The sequence below is a fragment of the Ruegeria alba genome, from assembly GCF_022321465.1.
GTDB classification, from domain to species: Bacteria; Pseudomonadota; Alphaproteobacteria; order Rhodobacterales; family Rhodobacteraceae; genus Ruegeria_B; species Ruegeria_B alba.
Map to the genome: position 1 here is coordinate 25,387 of NZ_JAKOEM010000009.1, position 17,876 is coordinate 43,262.

The 17,876-nt window shown below is 65.1% G+C and carries 18 protein-coding genes; 8 read left to right on the forward strand and 10 right to left on the reverse strand.

The window, feature by feature from the left end; genetic code table 11:
- Positions 1-50 precede the first annotated feature (50 nt).
- The gene (locus MB818_RS11610) at positions 51-758 is read left to right on the forward strand and encodes a CDP-alcohol phosphatidyltransferase family protein (RefSeq protein WP_234139774.1); all 708 of its coding nucleotides are present in this window, start codon (positions 51-53) and stop codon (positions 756-758) included.
- Here MB818_RS11610 and MB818_RS11615 read toward each other — a convergent pair.
- From MB818_RS11615 to ileS, 4 genes are all read right to left on the reverse strand, one after another.
- Positions 724-1,347 carry a class I SAM-dependent methyltransferase gene (locus MB818_RS11615; RefSeq protein ID WP_234139775.1) on the reverse strand — a complete coding sequence of 208 codons (624 nt, stop codon included), beginning with the start codon at positions 1,345-1,347 and terminating at the stop codon, positions 724-726. The genes MB818_RS11610 and MB818_RS11615 overlap by 35 nt on opposite strands.
- Entirely contained in the window at positions 1,344-1,802 is a 459-nt protein-coding gene (locus tag MB818_RS11620) for a hypothetical protein (RefSeq protein WP_234176631.1), read from the reverse strand. The genes MB818_RS11615 and MB818_RS11620 overlap by 4 nt, the downstream gene beginning before the upstream one ends.
- Before the next feature lie 67 nt (positions 1,803-1,869).
- Positions 1,870-2,322, reverse strand: a complete 453-nt coding sequence (locus MB818_RS11625) for a methylated-DNA--[protein]-cysteine S-methyltransferase (protein ID WP_234142988.1) — start codon at positions 2,320-2,322, stop codon at positions 1,870-1,872.
- Positions 2,323-2,457: 135 nt separating this feature from the next.
- Positions 2,458-5,370, reverse strand: coding sequence for an isoleucine--tRNA ligase (ileS, locus tag MB818_RS11630; protein ID WP_238905163.1), 2,913 nt, complete (start codon positions 5,368-5,370; stop codon positions 2,458-2,460).
- A gap of 288 nt (positions 5,371-5,658) precedes the next feature.
- Here ileS and MB818_RS11635 point away from each other — a divergent pair, with 288 nt between their 5' ends.
- A complete protein-coding gene (locus MB818_RS11635; RefSeq protein WP_238905165.1) occupies positions 5,659-6,183 on the forward strand; it encodes a hypothetical protein in 525 nt (174 codons plus the stop codon).
- 17 nt (positions 6,184-6,200) lie between these two features.
- Here MB818_RS11635 and MB818_RS11640 read toward each other — a convergent pair whose 3' ends face one another.
- Entirely contained in the window at positions 6,201-6,911 is a 711-nt protein-coding gene (locus tag MB818_RS11640) for a VIT1/CCC1 transporter family protein (protein WP_234139780.1), read from the reverse strand.
- A gap of 125 nt (positions 6,912-7,036) precedes the next feature.
- On the opposite strand from MB818_RS11640, the gene MB818_RS11645 reads away from it, so the two are divergent.
- The gene (locus tag MB818_RS11645) at positions 7,037-7,444 is read left to right on the forward strand and encodes a group III truncated hemoglobin (RefSeq protein ID WP_238905167.1); all 408 of its coding nucleotides are present in this window, start codon (positions 7,037-7,039) and stop codon (positions 7,442-7,444) included.
- Positions 7,445-7,536: 92 nt separating this feature from the next.
- Here MB818_RS11645 and MB818_RS11650 read toward each other — a convergent pair whose 3' ends face one another.
- Genes MB818_RS11650 through MB818_RS11660 form a run of 3 tightly spaced genes read right to left on the reverse strand, consistent with a single transcriptional unit; the run spans position 7,537 to position 10,384 of the window.
- The gene (locus MB818_RS11650) at positions 7,537-8,535 is read right to left on the reverse strand and encodes a YcjF family protein (RefSeq protein WP_238905169.1); all 999 of its coding nucleotides are present in this window, start codon (positions 8,533-8,535) and stop codon (positions 7,537-7,539) included.
- Positions 8,532-8,972 (reverse strand): GNAT family N-acetyltransferase, encoded by a 441-nt coding sequence (locus tag MB818_RS11655; RefSeq protein ID WP_238905170.1) that lies wholly within the window; start codon positions 8,970-8,972, stop codon positions 8,532-8,534. Before MB818_RS11655 ends, MB818_RS11650 begins: the two co-directional genes overlap by 4 nt.
- On the reverse strand, positions 8,969-10,384 hold the full coding sequence (locus MB818_RS11660) for a YcjX family GTP-binding protein (protein ID WP_238905172.1): 1,416 nt from the start codon (positions 10,382-10,384) through the stop codon (positions 8,969-8,971). Before MB818_RS11660 ends, MB818_RS11655 begins: the two co-directional genes overlap by 4 nt.
- A 233-nt stretch (positions 10,385-10,617) precedes the next feature.
- Here MB818_RS11660 and truA point away from each other — a divergent pair, with 233 nt between their 5' ends.
- Positions 10,618-11,409 carry a tRNA pseudouridine(38-40) synthase TruA gene (truA, locus tag MB818_RS11665; RefSeq protein WP_238905174.1) on the forward strand — a complete coding sequence of 264 codons (792 nt, stop codon included), beginning with the start codon at positions 10,618-10,620 and terminating at the stop codon, positions 11,407-11,409.
- Here truA and MB818_RS11670 read toward each other — a convergent pair.
- The gene (locus tag MB818_RS11670; RefSeq protein ID WP_234162677.1) at positions 11,361-12,071 is read right to left on the reverse strand and encodes a DUF2161 domain-containing phosphodiesterase; all 711 of its coding nucleotides are present in this window, start codon (positions 12,069-12,071) and stop codon (positions 11,361-11,363) included. The two genes, truA and MB818_RS11670, sit on opposite strands and share 49 nt — an antisense overlap.
- A gap of 115 nt (positions 12,072-12,186) precedes the next feature.
- Between MB818_RS11670 and MB818_RS11675 the strand changes: the two genes are divergently transcribed.
- From MB818_RS11675 to MB818_RS11690, 4 genes are all read left to right on the forward strand, one after another.
- Complete coding sequence (locus MB818_RS11675; protein ID WP_234216916.1) at positions 12,187-13,170, forward strand: TraB/GumN family protein; 984 nt, start codon at positions 12,187-12,189, stop codon at positions 13,168-13,170.
- An 18-nt stretch (positions 13,171-13,188) separates the two neighbouring features.
- Positions 13,189-14,169, forward strand: coding sequence for a TraB/GumN family protein (locus MB818_RS11680; RefSeq protein WP_234176623.1), 981 nt, complete (start codon positions 13,189-13,191; stop codon positions 14,167-14,169).
- Between the two features lie 102 nt (positions 14,170-14,271).
- Positions 14,272-15,192 (forward strand): manganese-dependent inorganic pyrophosphatase, encoded by a 921-nt coding sequence (locus tag MB818_RS11685; protein ID WP_238905175.1) that lies wholly within the window; start codon positions 14,272-14,274, stop codon positions 15,190-15,192.
- Between the two features lie 192 nt (positions 15,193-15,384).
- Positions 15,385-17,343, forward strand: a complete 1,959-nt coding sequence (locus MB818_RS11690; RefSeq protein WP_234139790.1) for a bifunctional 2',3'-cyclic-nucleotide 2'-phosphodiesterase/3'-nucleotidase — start codon at positions 15,385-15,387, stop codon at positions 17,341-17,343.
- Between the two features lie 25 nt (positions 17,344-17,368).
- Here MB818_RS11690 and MB818_RS11695 read toward each other — a convergent pair whose 3' ends face one another.
- Positions 17,369-17,776, reverse strand: coding sequence for a GFA family protein (locus MB818_RS11695; RefSeq protein ID WP_238905177.1), 408 nt, complete (start codon positions 17,774-17,776; stop codon positions 17,369-17,371).
- Positions 17,777-17,876: the final 100 nt, after the last annotated feature.

Genomic DNA, 17,876 nt, shown 5'->3' on the forward strand with positions numbered 1-17,876 from the left:
ATTGCAGCAGACGAATTGCAACCCTGTCATTTTTCCGTCATGAGGGGCGGATGACACCTCAGTTCCGCGCTCTCTTCGTCCATCTCTTTACCGCCACCGGCGCTGTCTTTGCCATGCTGGCGATGCTGGCGGCGGTAGATGCCAAATGGGACCTGATGTTCCTGTGGCTGGTTGTGGCCTTCTTTGTCGACGGGCTCGACGGGCCGATGGCGCGCCGCTACCACGTCAAGACCTATGCCCCCGAATTCGACGGGGTGCTGCTGGACCTGATCATCGACTATCTGACCTATGTGTTCATACCCGCCTTTGCCCTGTTCAAATCGGGGTTGATGGATGGCTGGACCGGCTGGTTTGCGATCATCATCATCACCTTTGCCAGCGCCATGTATTTCGCCGACACAAGGATGAAGACCAAGGACAATTCGTTCTCGGGCTTTCCGGGTTGCTGGAACATGGTGGTGCTGGTGATATTCGCGCTCGAGCCAAATTTCTGGGTCAGCCTGGTGCTGGTCACCGTGCTGGCGGTGTCGATGTTCCTGCCGCTCAAATTCGTTCATCCGGTCAGAACGCAACGCTGGCGCGCGGTAACTCTGCCGATGGCGCTGGCCTGGACCTTCTTCGCGGGCTGGGCCGCCTGGGTCGGGTTTCACCCCGAGAGCTGGGCGCATTGGGGCCTGGTGGTGACCAGCCTCTACCTGATCTTCGCGGGGATCGCCCAGATGGTCATTCCCGAGAAAGACATAGCCAGTCCCTTCTGACCCCAGCCGCCCGGTTGCCGGGCTGAATCGAGGGCGCTCCCCGGATCAGGCGCCGGATCCGCATCCCCTGCGCCGTGGCGCTCGCGACCAATGCGTCGGTATCGACCGGATGACCCGGCCGCGCTGCCGGGGCTGGCCCATGGCGCAATGACAGGATCATCCGGCCCTGCGGCGACAACCGTGCCAAAGCGGTGGTCAACCCCTCTTGCTGCGCTTGCGGCGACAGGTGATGAAACACCCCGATCGTCAGGATCAGGTCAAAGCGCAGTCCCACCCCGCGAAGCCGGGTCAGGTTGGGCAATCGGTCATCGACCCAGGTGATCGGGTGGCCGCGATGACGCTGCCGCCCCGCGGCGCGAAAGGCGGCCACCGGCTCTACCGCCCAGACCCGATGTCCGCGCGCTGCCAGCCAAGCCGCATCCCGCCCACTGCCGGCCCCGAGATCCAGACAAAGACCGGGGTTTTCAGGCAGATCATCAATGACCGGAGCCAGCACATCTGCACTGTCCAGCGCCTCGAAAGCGGCAATCAGCGCTTCGGCCTCGGCCGCATAGCCACATCGCACCGGCCGGCCACGCAAGCCGCTCACATGATATCTTCGATCTCGAAGTCCTGGCCGTTATGGGCAAAGCTCTCTCCCACCCGCAGGTCCTTCATCGCCAGATAGATCGGGCTTTGCATCGAGATACCCATATAGGTTTTGCCATCCACGTCGAACCGGGTGGTCGAGACACAGACCACGAAGTTGCGCCCACCAAAGGACACCACCGCGCCCGGCCCAACCGTGTCGGTCAGCGCGAAATCGGTATTCTCGATGACATCGATCTTGGCGTGATGCGCCTGAACCGGGGCATCAAAGGCGGCGGCCAGATCGCGGTTCTCGCGCGCGGCGACCAGATCGTCCTTGTCATGCACCTCACGGTCGCCCAGTTGCGCCTCCTTCAGGAAGGCTTCGTAATGCGCCTTGGCCGCGGCCAGTTCGGCCGCCTCCAGCGACATCAGCTTGTCATGCACGGCCTGTTTCTGCGCGGCACGGTCGGTCATCTGAGTCTCCTGTCCATGTTCCAGACGATATCTGAATGGGTTGACGCCCAGCTTGCCTTGATCTGGGTCAGATGAGCAAGCCCGCAGCCCCTTCCAGTCGCAAAAGAGCCACCTTGGTCTCCACGCCACCCTCTCCGGAAAACCCGGTCAGGCCACGGGCGCCCATCACCCGGTGACAGGGGATGATTACCGGGATCGGATTGCCGCCACAGCACTGGCCCACTGCCTGGGCCGAGGAGCCGAGATCGCGCGCGATCTCGCCATAGGTGCGGGTATAGCCATAAGGGATCGCGGCGATCGCATCGCAGACGGCGCGTTGCAAGGCCGACCCGCGCACCTTCAAGGGCAGTTCGAACTGTTCCAGCTCGCCCCTGAAATAGGCCCTGACCTGCGCCGCCGCCCGTTCCAGCAGAGGCGTGTGGTCCGATCCGCCAAGTCCCCAGGTGGCGCGGATGATCGCACCATCCTCCTCGGTCAGGACAAAGGTGCCGGTCGGCGTATCAACGGTCAGGCTCGGCATGCCCCGACCATGGCGCCGCAGCGGATCATACACAAGATGTCGCGCCCTGTTCCAACTTCATTTCGCCACAAATACTCCGGGGAGCGCGAGGGGCAGCGCCCCTCGCCCGGTCGCTGCCGCCCGGCAGCGATCCCCTCAGCCCAGCGCCGCGTCGCAGCGGCCGCAGACGCCCGCATGGGCATGGCGACCGACATCGGGCAGGATCTTCCAGCAGCGCTGGCATTTCTCGCCCTCGGCGGTTTCGAACACCACGCCGACTCCTTCGACCTCGGGCAGGCGGAAGGCCTCAGAGGGTGCCGGATCACCGGTCACCGTCAGGCCCGAGGTGATGCAGAGATCGTCCATGTCGATGCCGGCAAGCAATTCGCGCAGGCCCGCGTCTTCGACATGCACCACCGGCGCCGCCTCAAGGCTCGACCCGATCACCTTGTCGCGACGCTGGATTTCCAGCGCCGAGGTCACCACCCGGCGCACCCGGCGGATGCGGGCAACGCGCGCCTCCAACTCGGCGTCGCGCCAGCTGGCGGGTGTATCAGGGAAATCGACCAGGTGGACCGAGCTGTCCTCGCCCGGATAACGCTCCAGCCAGACCTCTTCCATGGTGAACACCAGCACCGGTGCCAGCCAGGTGGTCAGGCGGTGGAACAGCAGGTCGAGCACGGTGCGCGCCGCCCGGCGCCGCGTCGTGTCGCCGTCGCAATAAAGCACGTCCTTGCGGATATCGAAGTAGAAGGCCGAAAGATCCACGGTGGCAAAGTTGAACACCGCGCTATAGACGCCCTGGAAGTCGAAGGCGGCATAGCCCTTGCGCACCTGCTCATCCAGTTCCGCCATGCGGCTCAGCACCCAGCGTTCAAGCGGCGGCATCTCGGCGGCATCCTCGATCCGGTCGGCCTCGGTGAAATCCGAGAGCGAGCCCAGCATGAAACGCATCGTGTTGCGCAGCCGGCGATAGCTGTCGGCCACGCCTTTCAGGATCTCGGGCCCGATGCGCTGGTCGGCGGTATAGTCTGTCTGCGCCACCCAGAGCCGCAGGATATCGGCGCCGTATTGCTTGACCACCTCGTCGGGCACGATGGTGTTGCCCAGCGACTTGGACATCTTCATGCCCTTCTCGTCGAGGGTGAAGCCATGCGTGACCACGTTGCGATAGGGCGCGCGTCCGAGCGTGCCGCAAGCCTGCAACAGCGAGGAGTGGAACCAGCCGCGATGCTGGTCGGTGCCCTCCATATAGACATCGGCGATGCCGTCCGCGGTGCCGTCTTCACGGTCGCGCAGCACAAAGGCATGGGTCGAGCCAGAGTCGAACCAGACGTCGAGCACGTCGAACACCTGATCCCATTCCTCGGCCTTGTAGTCATTGCCGAGGAAGCGCTCCTTGGCCCCTTCCGCGTACCAGCAATCGGCGCCCTCGGCCTCAAACGCGGCAAAGATGCGGGCGTTGACCGCCGGATCGCGCAGCAGGAAGTCCGGGTCGGTCGGCAGCGCGCCCTTGCGGGTAAAGCAGGTGAGCGGCACGCCCCAGGCGCGCTGGCGCGACAGCACCCAGTCGGGCCGCGCCTCGATCATCGAATAGAGCCGGTTGCGCCCGGTTTGCGGGGTGAACTTCACCAGCTGGTCGATCGAGGTGAGCGCGCGTTCGCGGATGGTCTTGCCATAGGTATCCTGCCCGTCATTGACGGGACGGTCGACGCTGGCGAACCATTGCGGCGTGTTGCGATAGATGATCGGCGCCTTCGACCGCCAGCTATGCGGATAGCTGTGCTTGATCTTGCCACGCGCCAGCAAGCCTCCCACTTCGGCCAGCTTGTCGATCACCGTCTTGTTGGCATCGCCCTCGCCGCCCTTGCGGGACAGGATGTACTTGCCGCCGAAAAACGGCAGGTCGGCCCGGAACGAGCCATCGTCCATCACGTTATAGGTGATGACCTGCTCGAGCATCCCCAGATCGCGGTAAAGTTCGAATTCCTCCATCCCGTGGGAGGGGGCACAATGGACAAAGCCGGTGCCCTCGGTATCGGTCACGAACTCGGCGGCGCGGAAATCGCGGATATCGTCCCATTCGCCGTTGGAGCCTTCGGCGCCGTGCAGCGGGTGGGTCAGGCCGCCGATCTGCGACGGGTCCACGTCGCCCACGCGGCGATACATGCCCGGGTCCAGACGGGCGCGGCGCATCACGTCATCGGCCAGCTTGTCGGCAAGGATGTACCTGTCACCCACCGACGCCCAGCACTCGTCCGGGGTGCCGGTGACCTCGTAGAGGCCGTAGGCAATATCCTTGCCAAACACCACCGCCTTGTTCGACGGGATGGTCCAGGGCGTGGTGGTCCAGATCACCACCTGCGCGCCGTCCAGATCGCCACTGTTCACCACCCGGAATTTCACCCAGATGGTGAAGCTTTCCTTGTCGTGATACTCGACCTCGGCCTCGGCCAGCGCCGTCTGTTCGATGGGCGACCACATCACGGGTTTGGAGCCCTGATACAAAGTGCCGTTCATCAGGAACTTCATGAACTCGTCGGCGATCACCGCCTCGGCGTGATAGTCCATGGTGACATAAGGATCGGCCCAGTTGCCGGTAATGCCCAGGCGCTTGAACTCTTCGCGCTGGATGTCGATCCAGCCCTCGGCAAAGCGGCGGCATTCCTGACGGAACTCGACGACATTGACGTCATCCTTGCTCTTGCCCTTCTTGCGGTACTGTTCCTCGATCTTCCATTCGATCGGCAGGCCGTGACAGTCCCAGCCGGGCACATAGCGCGCGTCGAACCCCATCATCTGGTGGCTGCGCACGATCATGTCCTTGATCGTCTTGTTCAGCGCGTGGCCGATATGCAGGTGGCCGTTGGCGTAAGGAGGGCCGTCATGCAGGGTGAACGGTGCGCGGCCCTGTTTTTCGCGCAGGCGGTCATAGACGCCGATCTTCTCCCAGCGCTCCAGCCACTGCGGCTCGCGCGCCGGCAGTCCGGCGCGCATCGGGAATTCGGTTTTCGGCAGGTTCAGCGTGTCTTTGTATTCGGGCGTTTCAGCGGTCGTGTCGGCGCACATCTCGGGCGTCCTCTGGCAAACATGTCGGTTGGGGGATATTCGGTTCGGTGCGATGGCTCAAGCACCTTTGCCCGGCGTCTCGATCTGGTCAGAGCGCCGGGGAGGTAATTCGAATAATGATGGCCGCACGGTGGGTCATGCGCGCCTTATAGGCAATTCCCGCACGGGGGGAAAGCGCCGTTATGACACAGCCCTGTTGCCTTACGCGCATTAGCGTCAAATGGGCTTGCAAACGTGTGCCCGGTTGCGCATTCCAAGGGCGAACAGCAATCCAAGACAAAGACCAAAATGAACAAACCCCTCCTGCCCCTATTCGCCCTTGCACTGACAAGCACGCTTGCAGGCTGTACCGAACCGGTCTCTCCCGGTGCGCAAGCCGCACTGACACTGTCCAACAGCGTGCAACTGAGCGCTGCCGGCAAGGCCACCACCCCGGAAAAGATCACCCCGGTGCGGATCACCTTTCCCGACAGCCGATCCTATTCTGCCGTGCCGCCGGCCTTTCACCCCAAGACCTGCCAGCTGAGCAGCAGTCATTTCGCCGCCGAGGTGAAAATCCCGGGCGAGGTCAATCTGCCCTCTTATGGCACCAAGACACCGCCGATGCGGGTGCGCTGCATTTCGGAGCAGTTTGAATTCGACGAAACCATCAAGCCGGTGAATCTGACGCAGCAGGCCTATTCAGCAGCGGCAGCCGCACATGTCCTGGTGGGGTACGGTCTGGTCGGCGCCGCGGTCACCGCCAGCCAGGCCAGCCAGCGCGACAAATCGCAAGACATCTATGGCTATCCGCTGAAGATCGAACTGCAATAACGCGCCTGACCCGAGTTTCAGGCGTGAAACAGCGTTCCCACCCCATAGGCGATGGCCGCCGCGGCCCCGCCTATGGCCAGCGTCTCGAATCCCGACCGCCACCAGGGCGCCAGCGACCAGCGGCTTTTCAACGCGCCGATGGCAAAGAATACCGCAGCAGTCATCCAGGCTGAAACGGTGAACGCGCCGTCCACCCCGAACAGGAACGGCAAAAGCGGGATCATGCCCGCCAGCAGAAAAGCCGCGAATGTTGCCAGCGCCGCCCGCATCGGGTGGGGATCGACGCTGCCGAGGCCGTATTCACCGTCGATCATCAGCGCGACCCAGTTGTCACGATCGGCGGTGATGGCGTCGGTGGCCTGTTCCAGAACCTCGCCCGACAGCCCCTTCTGCGCCAGGATCTCGCGCACCTCCAGCCGCTCTCCCTCGGGGTAGCGGGCGATATGGCGCTCCTCGACCACGCGCAGGCGCCGAACGTTGTCCAGATCGGCCTTGGTCCCCGAGTAGTTGCCCGCCGCCATGGAAAACCCGTCAGCCAGAACATTCGCCAGCCCCAGCGCCACGATGACAAAGGGCGAAAGGCCCGCCCCCGCCACGCCCGCCACGATGGCGAAGGTGGTCACCGACCCGTCGATGCCGCCATACACAACGTCGCGCAACACGCCGCGCCCGGGCGGGGCGCCGATCCGCTGCGAGACCTCGTTGGGGCTATGTCCATGTTCTTTCATTCCAGCAGCCTTCCCGTTTGCCCGGTGGGCTGTCCTTGTCCCAGATCAAGCCCCCGCCTGTGACAGTATGGCGCTTGCGGATCGGAACCCTATATCCGACTTTAACAGTCAGAAAAGAGACGCCAATGCCCAGCCCCCTGCCCCTGTTCCAGATCACCGACCACCAGATCGACCGCGTCGTGAAGGTCTTCTATGCCCGCATCCGCGCCCATGGCGAACTGGGCCCGGTCTTCGCCGCCCATGTGCGCGACTGGCCCGCGCACGAGGCGCGCATCGCCGCTTTCTGGCGCAATGCCATCCTGAAAGAGCGCTGCTATGACGGCAACCCGATGCGGGTGCATGTCGCGCGCCCCGATATCCGGCCCGATCATTTCCCGCTCTGGCTTTCACTCTTTCACGAGGTTCTGACCCAAGAGCTTGCCGCAGACACCGCCACCCGCTGGGGGGCGCTGGCCGACCGGATCGGCCACGGGCTGAAAATGGGTCTGACCTCGATGCGCCAGAAACCGGACGACGTGCCCTCGCTCCTCTGAGCCTGTCTTCATTTCGCACCAAATACTCCGGGGGGGCCTACAAAATTCGACGAATTTTGTAGGCGGGGGCAGCGCCCCCTTACCACCTGAAGTCAGCCATTGGCCTTGCTGACAATTCCCGTCAGGGCGCGGCGCACCACGCCCCGGACCGAAGGCCGGCGCCGCGCCGAAAACGGCAGGGGTCGGCAAACCTCCATCGCCGCGACGCCCACCCGCGCGGTGAGCGCTCCGTTCACCAGACCCTCGCCGAACCGGCGCGACAGTTTACTCAGGACCGAACCGCCCAGCACCGGTTCCAACAGGTCATCGCCCACCGCAACCGCGCCGGTTGCCACCAGATGCGCCATCACTGCGCGGGTCAGTCGCCAGCTGCCCAGCACGCCGGACCGACCTCCATAAATCTCGGCCACCCGCCGGATCATCCTGAGCGAAGAGGCCAGCGCGGCGACCACATCGGCCAGCGCCAGCGGCACCAGTGCGGTGACGGTGGCCACCCGGCGCGCCGCCGCCTCGACCTCGCGCTGCGCCTCGGCGTCCAGCGGGGCCAGCAGGCTGTCCTCGGCCAGCGCCAGCAGGTCACGCGCCTCGAACTGCTCCTCCGCGCGTTCGGCCAACCGTTCGCGGCCCCAACGGGTCTCTTCACGCCCGCGATAGAACCGATCCAGCCGCTGACAGACCGCGCGCGCCTGCGCCAGATCGTTCTCGGCCAGCGCCGCATCGGCGGCGCGGCGCAGCCCGTCGACCCGGCCCAGCCGTCCGATCGCCGCCAGCTCCCGCAGCGCGATCAGCAACGCCACCAGCACAAAACCTGCCAGCAGCGCGGTCACCGCCCAACCCAGAACCGGGACACGGTCCATTAGCCCGGTAACGAAATCCCAGGCCGCGACCGAGATCACCGCCCCCAGAAGCGCAGCGGCCAGACCCCAGAACCAACGCGCCAGCCGCGAAGGACGCCGCGCCGCCACGCGGGCGGCGGCCTGCATGGCCGCACCCTGCGGGCGATCCGTATCGGGCACCGGCAGCGCCTCGGCCACCGGGGGCGGCGGCGTTTTCTCGTCCTTCAGGTCGAACAGGACCGGGCCCTGGGTCATGACCGCCTCCATTCATAACGGATATCGGGCAGGCGCTCTTCGTTGCCCGCGCCATCGGTACGGGCGGCCTCGACAAAGCCGTGCCGCGCATAGAAACGCTGCGCCCTGGTATTTTGCTGGAATGTCCAGAGTTCCAACCGGTCGCTCCGCTCCATCGCATTCCCCAACAGCGCCGCGCCCAGCCCCTGTCCCTGCGCCGCTTTTGCAAGGTAGAGCGAACAGATCTCCTGCCCGTCACGGGCGATGAACCCCGCGACCTGCCCTCCGAGGACCGCAACACTCACCCAGCCACGCCCGATCATGATACCGCAAAAACCCACGGTCTCGGCCCGTTCATAGAGCTTGGGCATCCAGGGCGTGTCCTGCGCAAACCGATAGAGGATGTCTCCGGTCGCCTCGGCGTCGCCGGGCCGGGCCGGGCGCAGCACCGCGCTCATAGCCGGTCCCCGAACAGGAACTGCGCCGCCCGGTCCAGCCGGATATGCGGCGGCCCGTCGCCCGGTTTCAGTTGCAGCGGCGCGGGGGCAAAGCTCATTGCCTGGAACCCAGCGCCCAGCCAGGCCTCGGCCCCGGCGCGGGCCGGGCTCAGCAACTGGCCCGGATCCTCGGGCAAGGCACCGGGATAGAAAGCGGCCTGCCGTCCATCCTCCAGCAGGGTGCCCCGCACGCAAGGCAAGTCGCGCCCGTCATGCGCGCGCATCTCCTCGGTGGTGACGCGCAGAGAAGCAAGCGCCAGTGCGGCGGTCTCGGCTCCGGCGAACTGCGCCCGATCGCGCGCCTCACGGGTCAGCGCCTCGATGATCGCGGTCAGCTGCGGGTGCTGCTTGTGGTGCAGGTGATCCGCCTTGGTGGCGGCAAACAGGATCCGGTCCACCCGGCGACCCAGCAGCAGCCGGTTCAGCCAGGCATTGCGGCCAGGCCGGAAGGCACCCAGGATATCGGCCATCGCAAGGCGCATGTCCTCGACCGCCTGCGGACCCTTGTGAATGGCGCCCAGCGCATCGACCAGCACCACCTGCCGGTCGATACGAGCGAAATGATCGCGAAAGAACGGGCGCACCACCCGCGCCTTGTAGGCCTCGAACCGGCGCGCCATTTCCCGGTGCAGCGACCGGCGCGGCGCGGCGCCCGTCACCGGCAACGGCGCAAAGGTCAGCACCGGCGAACCGGCCAGATCGCCGGGCAGCAGGAAGCGCCCCGGTGTGCAGTCGGAAAACCCCGCGCCGCGTGCCGCCTCCAGATAGGCAGTAAAGCTCCGTGCGAGCTCCTGCGCCAGGGGCTCGTCATGGCGCGCGGTCGGGTCCACGGGACCCAGCGCCGCCAGATAGGCCTTTGCCTGGGAACGGCTCCCGATCCGCGCCAGCACGTCGGCCGACCAGTCTTCATAGCTCTTGTCCATCAGACCCAGATCGAGCAGCCATTCACCTGGATAATCCACGATATCCAGATGCACCGTGCGCGGCCCCTGCAAGCCGCCCAGCAAACCTCCGGGCCGCACCCTGAGCGACAAGCGCAGCTCGCTTACCGCGCGGGTGCTGTCGGGCCAGTGCGGCGCGGGGCCGGTCAATGCCGCCAGATGCGTCTCGTAGTCAAAGCGCGGCACGGTGTCGTCAGGCTGGGGTTGCAGGAAGGCGGCCTCGATCCGCCCCTCCTGCGCCGCGACAAGGCCGGGCATCCGGCCCCGGTCGAGCAGGTTGGCGACCAGCGAGGTGATGAACACGGTCTTGCCCGAGCGCGCAAGTCCGGTCACGCCCAGCCGGATCACCGGCTCGAACAGCGCCTCGCTCAGCGTATCCGAAACGGTCTCGACGCCGCGCATCACGCGGTCTGCGAAGGAGGTGATGACCAAGTTCTGCCCCTGCCTGTTTCCCCGCCAAGATAAAGAGAGCGCCGCCCGGTTGCTAGGGTCGCGATGTTTTTTGCGAGGCTCCGCCTCGCGCTCCGGAGTATTTCCGACCAGAAAGAAGCCCAAACACCCCTTGCTTCATTCCGCCCTAAATACTCCGGGAGAGTCGCCGCTTGCGGCGACGGGGGCAGCGCCCCCACTGGACAGGACGGCGGGCGCGGGGTACCAGCGCGGCCATGCCACGCTATGCATTGAAAGTCGAATATCTGGGCGCCCCGTTTGCTGGTTGGCAGCGGCAAAAGGACCTGCCCTCGGTGCAGGGCGCCATCGAGGCGGCACTGGCGCGGCTCGAACCCGGCCCCCATACCATCGCTGCCGCCGGGCGCACCGATGCCGGCGTGCACGGGTTGGGCCAGGTGGCCCATTGTGACCTGACCCGCGACTGGGATCCCTTTCGCCTGTCCGAGGCGCTGAACTGGCACCTGAAACCGCAACCGGTGGCGATCACCGCCGCCGCACGGGTGGCCGAGGACTGGCATGCCCGCTTTTCGGCCACCGAGCGGCAATATCTGTTCCGCCTGCTGATGCGGCGGGCGCCGGCGACCCATGATGCCGGGCTGGTCTGGCAGATCGGGCACCGGCTGGACGCGCGCGCCATGCAGGCCGCCGCCGACCTGTTGCTGGGGCGGCACGATTTCACCACCTTCCGCTCGTCGATCTGCCAGGCCGCCAGCCCGGTCAAGACGCTGGACGAATTGCGTGTCGAGGAGGTGGAGAGTTTCTCCGGCCCCGAGATCCGGTTCCACGTGCGCGCGCGCTCGTTCCTGCACAACCAGGTGCGCAGTTTCGTGGGCACGCTGGAGCGCGTGGGCGCCGGGGCCTGGGCGCCCGAGGATGTGCGCCGCGCGCTGGAGGCGCGCGATCGCGCCGCCTGTGGGCCGGTCTGCCCGCCGCAGGGCCTTTATCTGGCGCGGGTGGGTTATCCCGAGCCGGTCTTTGCCTCGGACATGCCCGCCGCGTCCTCCTGATCCCAGCTATAGGCCCAGTGGACCAGCCCGGCGCGGCCGGCCTCGGTCAGGGCATAGACCCCCTTTTCGAGCCGCGCGAACCAGCCATAGTGATTGTCCCGCATCAGCCGCGTCGCGGCGGAAACACCGGTTGCGCGCGCCACATCGGCGCCGCGTGACGCGCCCTGTTCCGCCAGCCAGGCCGCGCAACGCAGCGCGTCCTGGCGATAGGCGGTGACAATGCCGTGGCGGGTGGCGCCGCCCGCGTTCGGGTCTCCCTCCAGCCTTTCGAACTCGCGCAGCAGCCGTCCCTCGCGCGCCTTCGACTTGCGCGGACGATAGGGACCGGGATCGCAATGCACCTCGACCCGGCCATCTGCACGCAGGGTGATCAGGCCAAGACCCAGCCGCCGGCACAGCGCCAGATTGTCCCGCAATGCCCGCCGGGCCGTGCGCCCGGTCGGGCGCGGCACGGCGACATAGACACTGTCGCTGAGCGCGAGCCGTGAGACAGCCTGATGAAACAGCGACAGCGAGAACCGCAGCTTCATCTCGACAATAACCGGCGGTTCGTCCCCCCGGCGCGCGACCAGGTCGGCCGCGCCCACCTCGCCCTTGACGACATATCCCTGCCGCTCGAACACCGCCTTGAGCGGAGGATAGAGATCTTGTTCGCGTTGCATGGTTGCACGCTAGGCACATCGCAGCGGCAATACAATCGCCCCCCTGCCCCGGGGTTGTCCCCCCGACCCGGGCGGCCTAGCTGTGGAGACAGCCGGAAATTGCAGGAGCCTTGTCATGTTTCGCGTGTTTTTGATCTGCCTCTGCCTGTTGGCCGCAGGTGGGGCAGCAGCCCGCTGCACCGGCACTGACATGCGCGACCGGCTGACGCCCGAGGCAGAGGCACGGCTGGCGCGCGAGATCAAGCAGGTTCCCTTTGCCTACGGCAATCATTGGGTCGCAACCAAAGGCAACCGCCGCATCCATGTCATCGGCACTCAGCACACAGGGGACAGCCGGATGCGGGCGGCGATGCGCAGCCTGACACCGGTGATCCGGTCGGCCGATGCGGTACTGCTGGAGGTGACGCAGCAGAAACTGGCCACGCTCGACAGCGTGTTGCGCAGCACGCCGGGTCTTCTCACAATTCCCAAGGGTCCCGGCCTGAACGAGATGATGCGCGCCGAGGACTGGCGCCTGCTCAGCGTCAAGATGGCCATGCACGGGGTCGACGAGCGGATGCTGGCGCGGATGCAGCCCTGGTTCATCTCGATGAGCCTGTCTACTTCGGGCTGCGGCGGGCGCGGGTTGTTCGCCTATCAGGGCCTGGATGACCGCATCGAAAAGACCGCGATCCGGGCCAAGGTGCCGATCGGTTCTCTCGAGAATGTGGGCGACGGAATGCGGGCACTGTCGGCGATCCCGATCCGTGACCAGATCCAGCTGCTGCTGCTCGATCTCAAGAGCGAGTTGAACTACGACGACCAGGTCGTCACCATGGCCAATGCCTATTTCGAACAGCGCCTGGCCGAGGCTATGCTGATCGAAAGCTGGACACTCTACCGCGACCTCAAGGTGTCGCGCAGCGAGGTCGCGCGTCTGCTGCGCCAGTTCGACGCCCATATCCTGGACCGACGCAACCGGGCCTGGATGCCCGTGATCCTGCGCGCGGACGTTCCGGTTCTGGTGGTCGCGGTGGGGGCTGCCCATCTGCCGGGCAAGACCGGTATTCTGAACCTGCTGAAACGACAGGGCTACAGCCTCAGCCGGGCCGATTTCTGACCTTTGCGGGGGCTTGGGATGCGTTTTCTCTCTGTGCTGCTGCTTCTCCTGATGCCATTGGCAGCGCAGGCCGCTTGCGATGGCCACGATCTGCGTGACGATCTGCCGGGCGAGATCCGCGCCGAGATGGAGCAGGCCGCAGCCGCGATCCCCTATCCCGAGGGCAATCATTGGGTCGCGACCCGGGGCGATACCGTGCTGCACCTGATCGGCACCCTGCATGTCAACGACCCGCGCATGGGGCCTGCCATCGAAAGGCTGAAACCGGTGATTGCAGGCGCCGATGCGGCCTGGTTCGAACTGAACAGCTCCGATCTGGCCGCGTTCGAGCGCGAGGTGATGGGCAACCCCAAGGTGGCGCTGATCACCGAAGGCCCCACCCTGATCGAGTTGATGAGCGAGGAGGGATGGAACCGGATCTCCCGCGCCCTCGCCGAACGGAATGTGCCCGGCTGGATGGGGGCCAAGATGCAACCCTGGGTGCTGGGCTCGATTCTTTCGCTGCCGCCCTGCCTGCTGCGCGACCCCGAAGCGCGGCAAGGCATGGATCGCCGGCTTGCGGCCCTGGCCGACAGCCATGGCCTGCCGCAGCACTCGCTGGAGACCGGTGCCGAGCTATTGGCGCTGTTCACCGCCACCCCGATCGAACAGCAGGCCCGCGAACTGGACATGTTCTCGGCCATGCTGGGCGCCGATGCCGACCAACTGGCAACACTGAGCGCGATCTATTTCGAAGAGCGCCATGCCGAGTTCATGGAGTTCTCGCGACGCGATGCGATGGCGCGCAGCGGTTTGACGCCCGAGGAATTCGCCCCGCTCTGGGACAGTTTCATGCTGGAACTGGTCGAGGGGCGCAACCGCAACTGGATGCGTCATGTTCTGGACATCCGCGACCAGACCGCCGTGATCGCGGTGGGGGCCGCGCATCTGCATGGACAACAGGGTCTGCTGAACCTGTTGGCCGAGGCGGGTTACAGCCTGAACCGGGTGGCGTTCTGATACGGGGATAGACCAAGGGTCGCAGGCCGCACAGCGCCCCGTGACAAGCCCGGCCCGCGCCCCTATAAGGCGCGCAAATTCGACCATGCGCAGGATAGAGACATGACCATTCAGGTATTCGGCCACAAATCCCCCGACACCGATTCCACCGGCTCGCCCATCGTCTGGGCCTGGTATCTGACCGAGGTGAAGGGCCAGGCCGCCAAACCGGTGCTGCTGGGCGAACCCAACACCGAAGCGGCCTTCATGCTGAGCCGCTGGGGCTTCGACAAGCCCGAGATCATCTCGGACGTGGACGCAGGTGCCCCGGTGGTGATCGTTGACACCAACAACCCCGCCGAACTGCCGGCCAGCGTCAACGACGCCGATATCCGCCAGATCATCGACCATCACGCGCTGATCGGCGGGCTGAAGACCAAAGGCCCGATCGACATCACGCTGCGCCCGCTGGCCTGCACCGCCACCATCATGGTCGACCTGATGGGCGACGATGCCGCGCGCATGCCCGACGCGGTCAAGGGCGCGGCGCTGACCTGTATCCTCAGCGACACGCTGGAGTTCCGCTCGCCCACCACCACCGAGCACGACCGCGCCGTGGCCGAGAAGCTGGCCGCCGATCTGGGCATCGACATCCCCTCTTATGCCGCCGAGATGTTCGCGGCCAAGTCGGACGTGTCGTCCTTCTCGGATGCCGAACTGCTGCGGATGGACTCGAAAGAATACAACGTCGACGGCAAGGAATTCCGGGTCTCGGTTCTGGAGACCACCGCGCCCAAGGTTCTGCTGGACCGCAAGGACAGCCTGATGGCCTCGATGATCGACGTGGCCAAGGAAGACGGCGCCGACCAGGTGCTGCTGTTCGTGATCGACATCCTGAACGAGGAAGCCACGCTGCTGGTGCCCAACGATCTGGTCAAGACGGTTGCCGAAAAGAGCTTTGGCGCCTCGGTCTCGGGCGACACGGTTGTCCTGCCCGGCATCATGAGCCGCAAGAAGCAGATCATTCCGAACCTCAAGGTCTGACGGCCACTTCTGTCGAACCGGTTCAAACCGGGGAAAGGGCGCGGATACGCGCCCTTTTTTTGTGGCCGCTATAATGAGACACTTTGTTCAGCACCATCGGGAATCAGGCTGTCCGATCTCTGCGTGCTGGCGGGGTTCAATGCTCCGACCTTTAGAATTCATGATTCATTTTCAATAACCGGAGGTACTGAAATGCCGCTTCTCCTTGACCGCCGTTCCTTTATCGGCGCAACCGCCGGCTTTATCGCGCTGCATCCGTTCTCGGCGCGGGCCTCCGGCATGCAGGCCCATTTGCGGATCATGGAGACGACGGACCTTCATGTGCATGTCTATCCCTATGACTATTACGCCGACAAACCGATCGACACCGTGGGCCTGTCGCGCACAGCCGCGCTGATCCAGTCGATCCGGGACGAAAGCACCAATTCGCTGCTGATCGACAACGGCGATTTCCTGCAAGGCAACCCGATGGGCGATTACATCGCCTATGAACGCGGCATGGCCGAGGGCGACAGCCATCCGATCATCACCGCGATGAATACGCTGGGGTTCGACGGATCGACGCTGGGCAATCACGAGTTCAACTATGGTCTGGATTTCCTGACAAAATCTCTGGCGGGCGCGAATTTCCCGGTTGTCTGCGCCAATATCGCCCGCGAGGCGGGCAGCTCCCCGCGCGAGGACAAGACGCTGTTGCCGCCCTATGTCATCCTGGATCGCGAGGTCATCGACGGCGACGGGACACCCCATCCTATCCGGATCGGTCTGATCGGTTTTGTGCCGCCACAGGTGATGAACTGGGACCGGCGGCATCTGGAGAACAATGTCGTCGCGCGTGACATCGTGGACACCGCCCGGGCCTATGTGCCGCAAATGAAGGAAGAGGGCGCGGATATCGTCATCGCGCTGTGCCATTCGGGCATCGGCGAGGCCAATCATGTGGACGGACAGGAAAACGCCGCCGTTCCGCTGGCCGCCGTCGACGGGATCGACGCGATCCTGACCGGCCATCATCACCGCGTCTTCCCCGGCCCGCAATATGAAGGGACCGCGGGCGTCGACTCGGCTGCCGGAACCATCATGGGCAAACCTGCGACCATGGGCGGCTTCTGGGGCTCTCACATGGGGCTGATCGATCTGATGCTGGAACGTGACGGCGGGGCATGGCGCATCGTGGCCCATACCGCCGAGGCGCGCCCGATCTCGAAGCGCAACGAGGACCGGTCGATCACGCCGCTGGTCGAAAGTGTTGCCAAGGTCGAAGAGGCTGCCAGCGCCGAGCATGAGGCGACACTAGCCTATGTCCGCCGCCCGGTGGGCAAGACCGACGCAGCGCTGCACAGCTATTTCGCTTTGGTGGCCGATGACCCCTCGGTGCAGATCGTGTCGATTGCCCAGACCTGGTACATTGGCGAGATGATGAAGGGGACCGAGCACGAGGGCCTGCCCATTCTGTCGGCCGCAGCGCCGTTCAAGGCGGGCGGGCGCGGCGGGCCGCAGTATTACACTGATGTCCCGGTGGGCGACGTGGCGATCCGCAACGTGGCGGACCTCTACCTTTACCCCAACACGGTGCGCGCCGTGCGGGTGAACGGGGTGCAGCTGCGGGGCTGGCTGGAACGGTCTGCCGGGATCTTCAACCAGATCACTCCGGGCGCGGCCGACCAGGTTCTGCTGAACCCCGATTTCCCGTCCTACAATTTCGACGTGATCGACGGTGTGACCTATCAGATCGACCTCAGCCAGCCGTCGCGCTTTACCGCCAAGGGCGACATGGTCAATCCCGAGGCGCAACGCATCGTCAACCTGTCCTTCAATGGCAAGCCGGTGACGGATGACATGGAATTCGTGGTCGCAACAAACAACTACCGTGCCAGCGGCGGCGGAAGCTTCCCGGGCGCCTCGCCGGATACTGTGATTTTCGAGGGACCGGACACCAACCGGGACGTGATCGTGCGCTATATTGTCGAACAAGGCACGATCAATCCCAGCGCCGATGCGAACTGGTCGTTTGCGCCCCTGCCCGGCACCTCGGTCCTGTTCGACACCGGGCCGGCCGCCGCGCAATATGCCGACGGGATAAAAGGTGTGAAGATCGAGGCCGCGGGCGATGGGCCGGACGGGTTCGCCCGGTTCCGCATCGCGCTGTGATCTGACCCGGCGGGATAGCTCCCTGCTAAGCGGGGGGTAGCCCGTCAAAGGCGTGTACGCCCTCGGGAATGATGTGAAACGCCTGTTTCTCGGCGGCGAATACCGCTGCCTTGGGCCCCTTGAACACCGCGGGGTCGTCCAGCGTGCCGATCTTGAGGATCACCGCTGGCAGGCCGGGCCGGTGCGAGGCGACCCCGGTGCCGCAGGTGGCGCAGAAATCGCGGGTCACGCGGTCGGGCCGGTCCTCCAGCCGAAAACTCTTGGGCGTGCCTTTGACATAACGAAAGCCAGCGGCGGGCATCACCATGAACAGGTTGGGCGCGCCGCCCGAATAGGTCTGGCAGGCGCGGCAATGGCATTGTGCCTTGAGCATTGGCGCGCCCTCGGCCTCGTAGCGCAGCGCGCCGCAATAACATCCGCCTGTAAGTGTCATTCTGGTCTCCTTGTGTCGGTGTCACGGCACAGGATGGACGCGTGGCTCACAGGTCGCTAGTGTCACAAATGACATTAATCAAGCCAAAATGGACAACTCG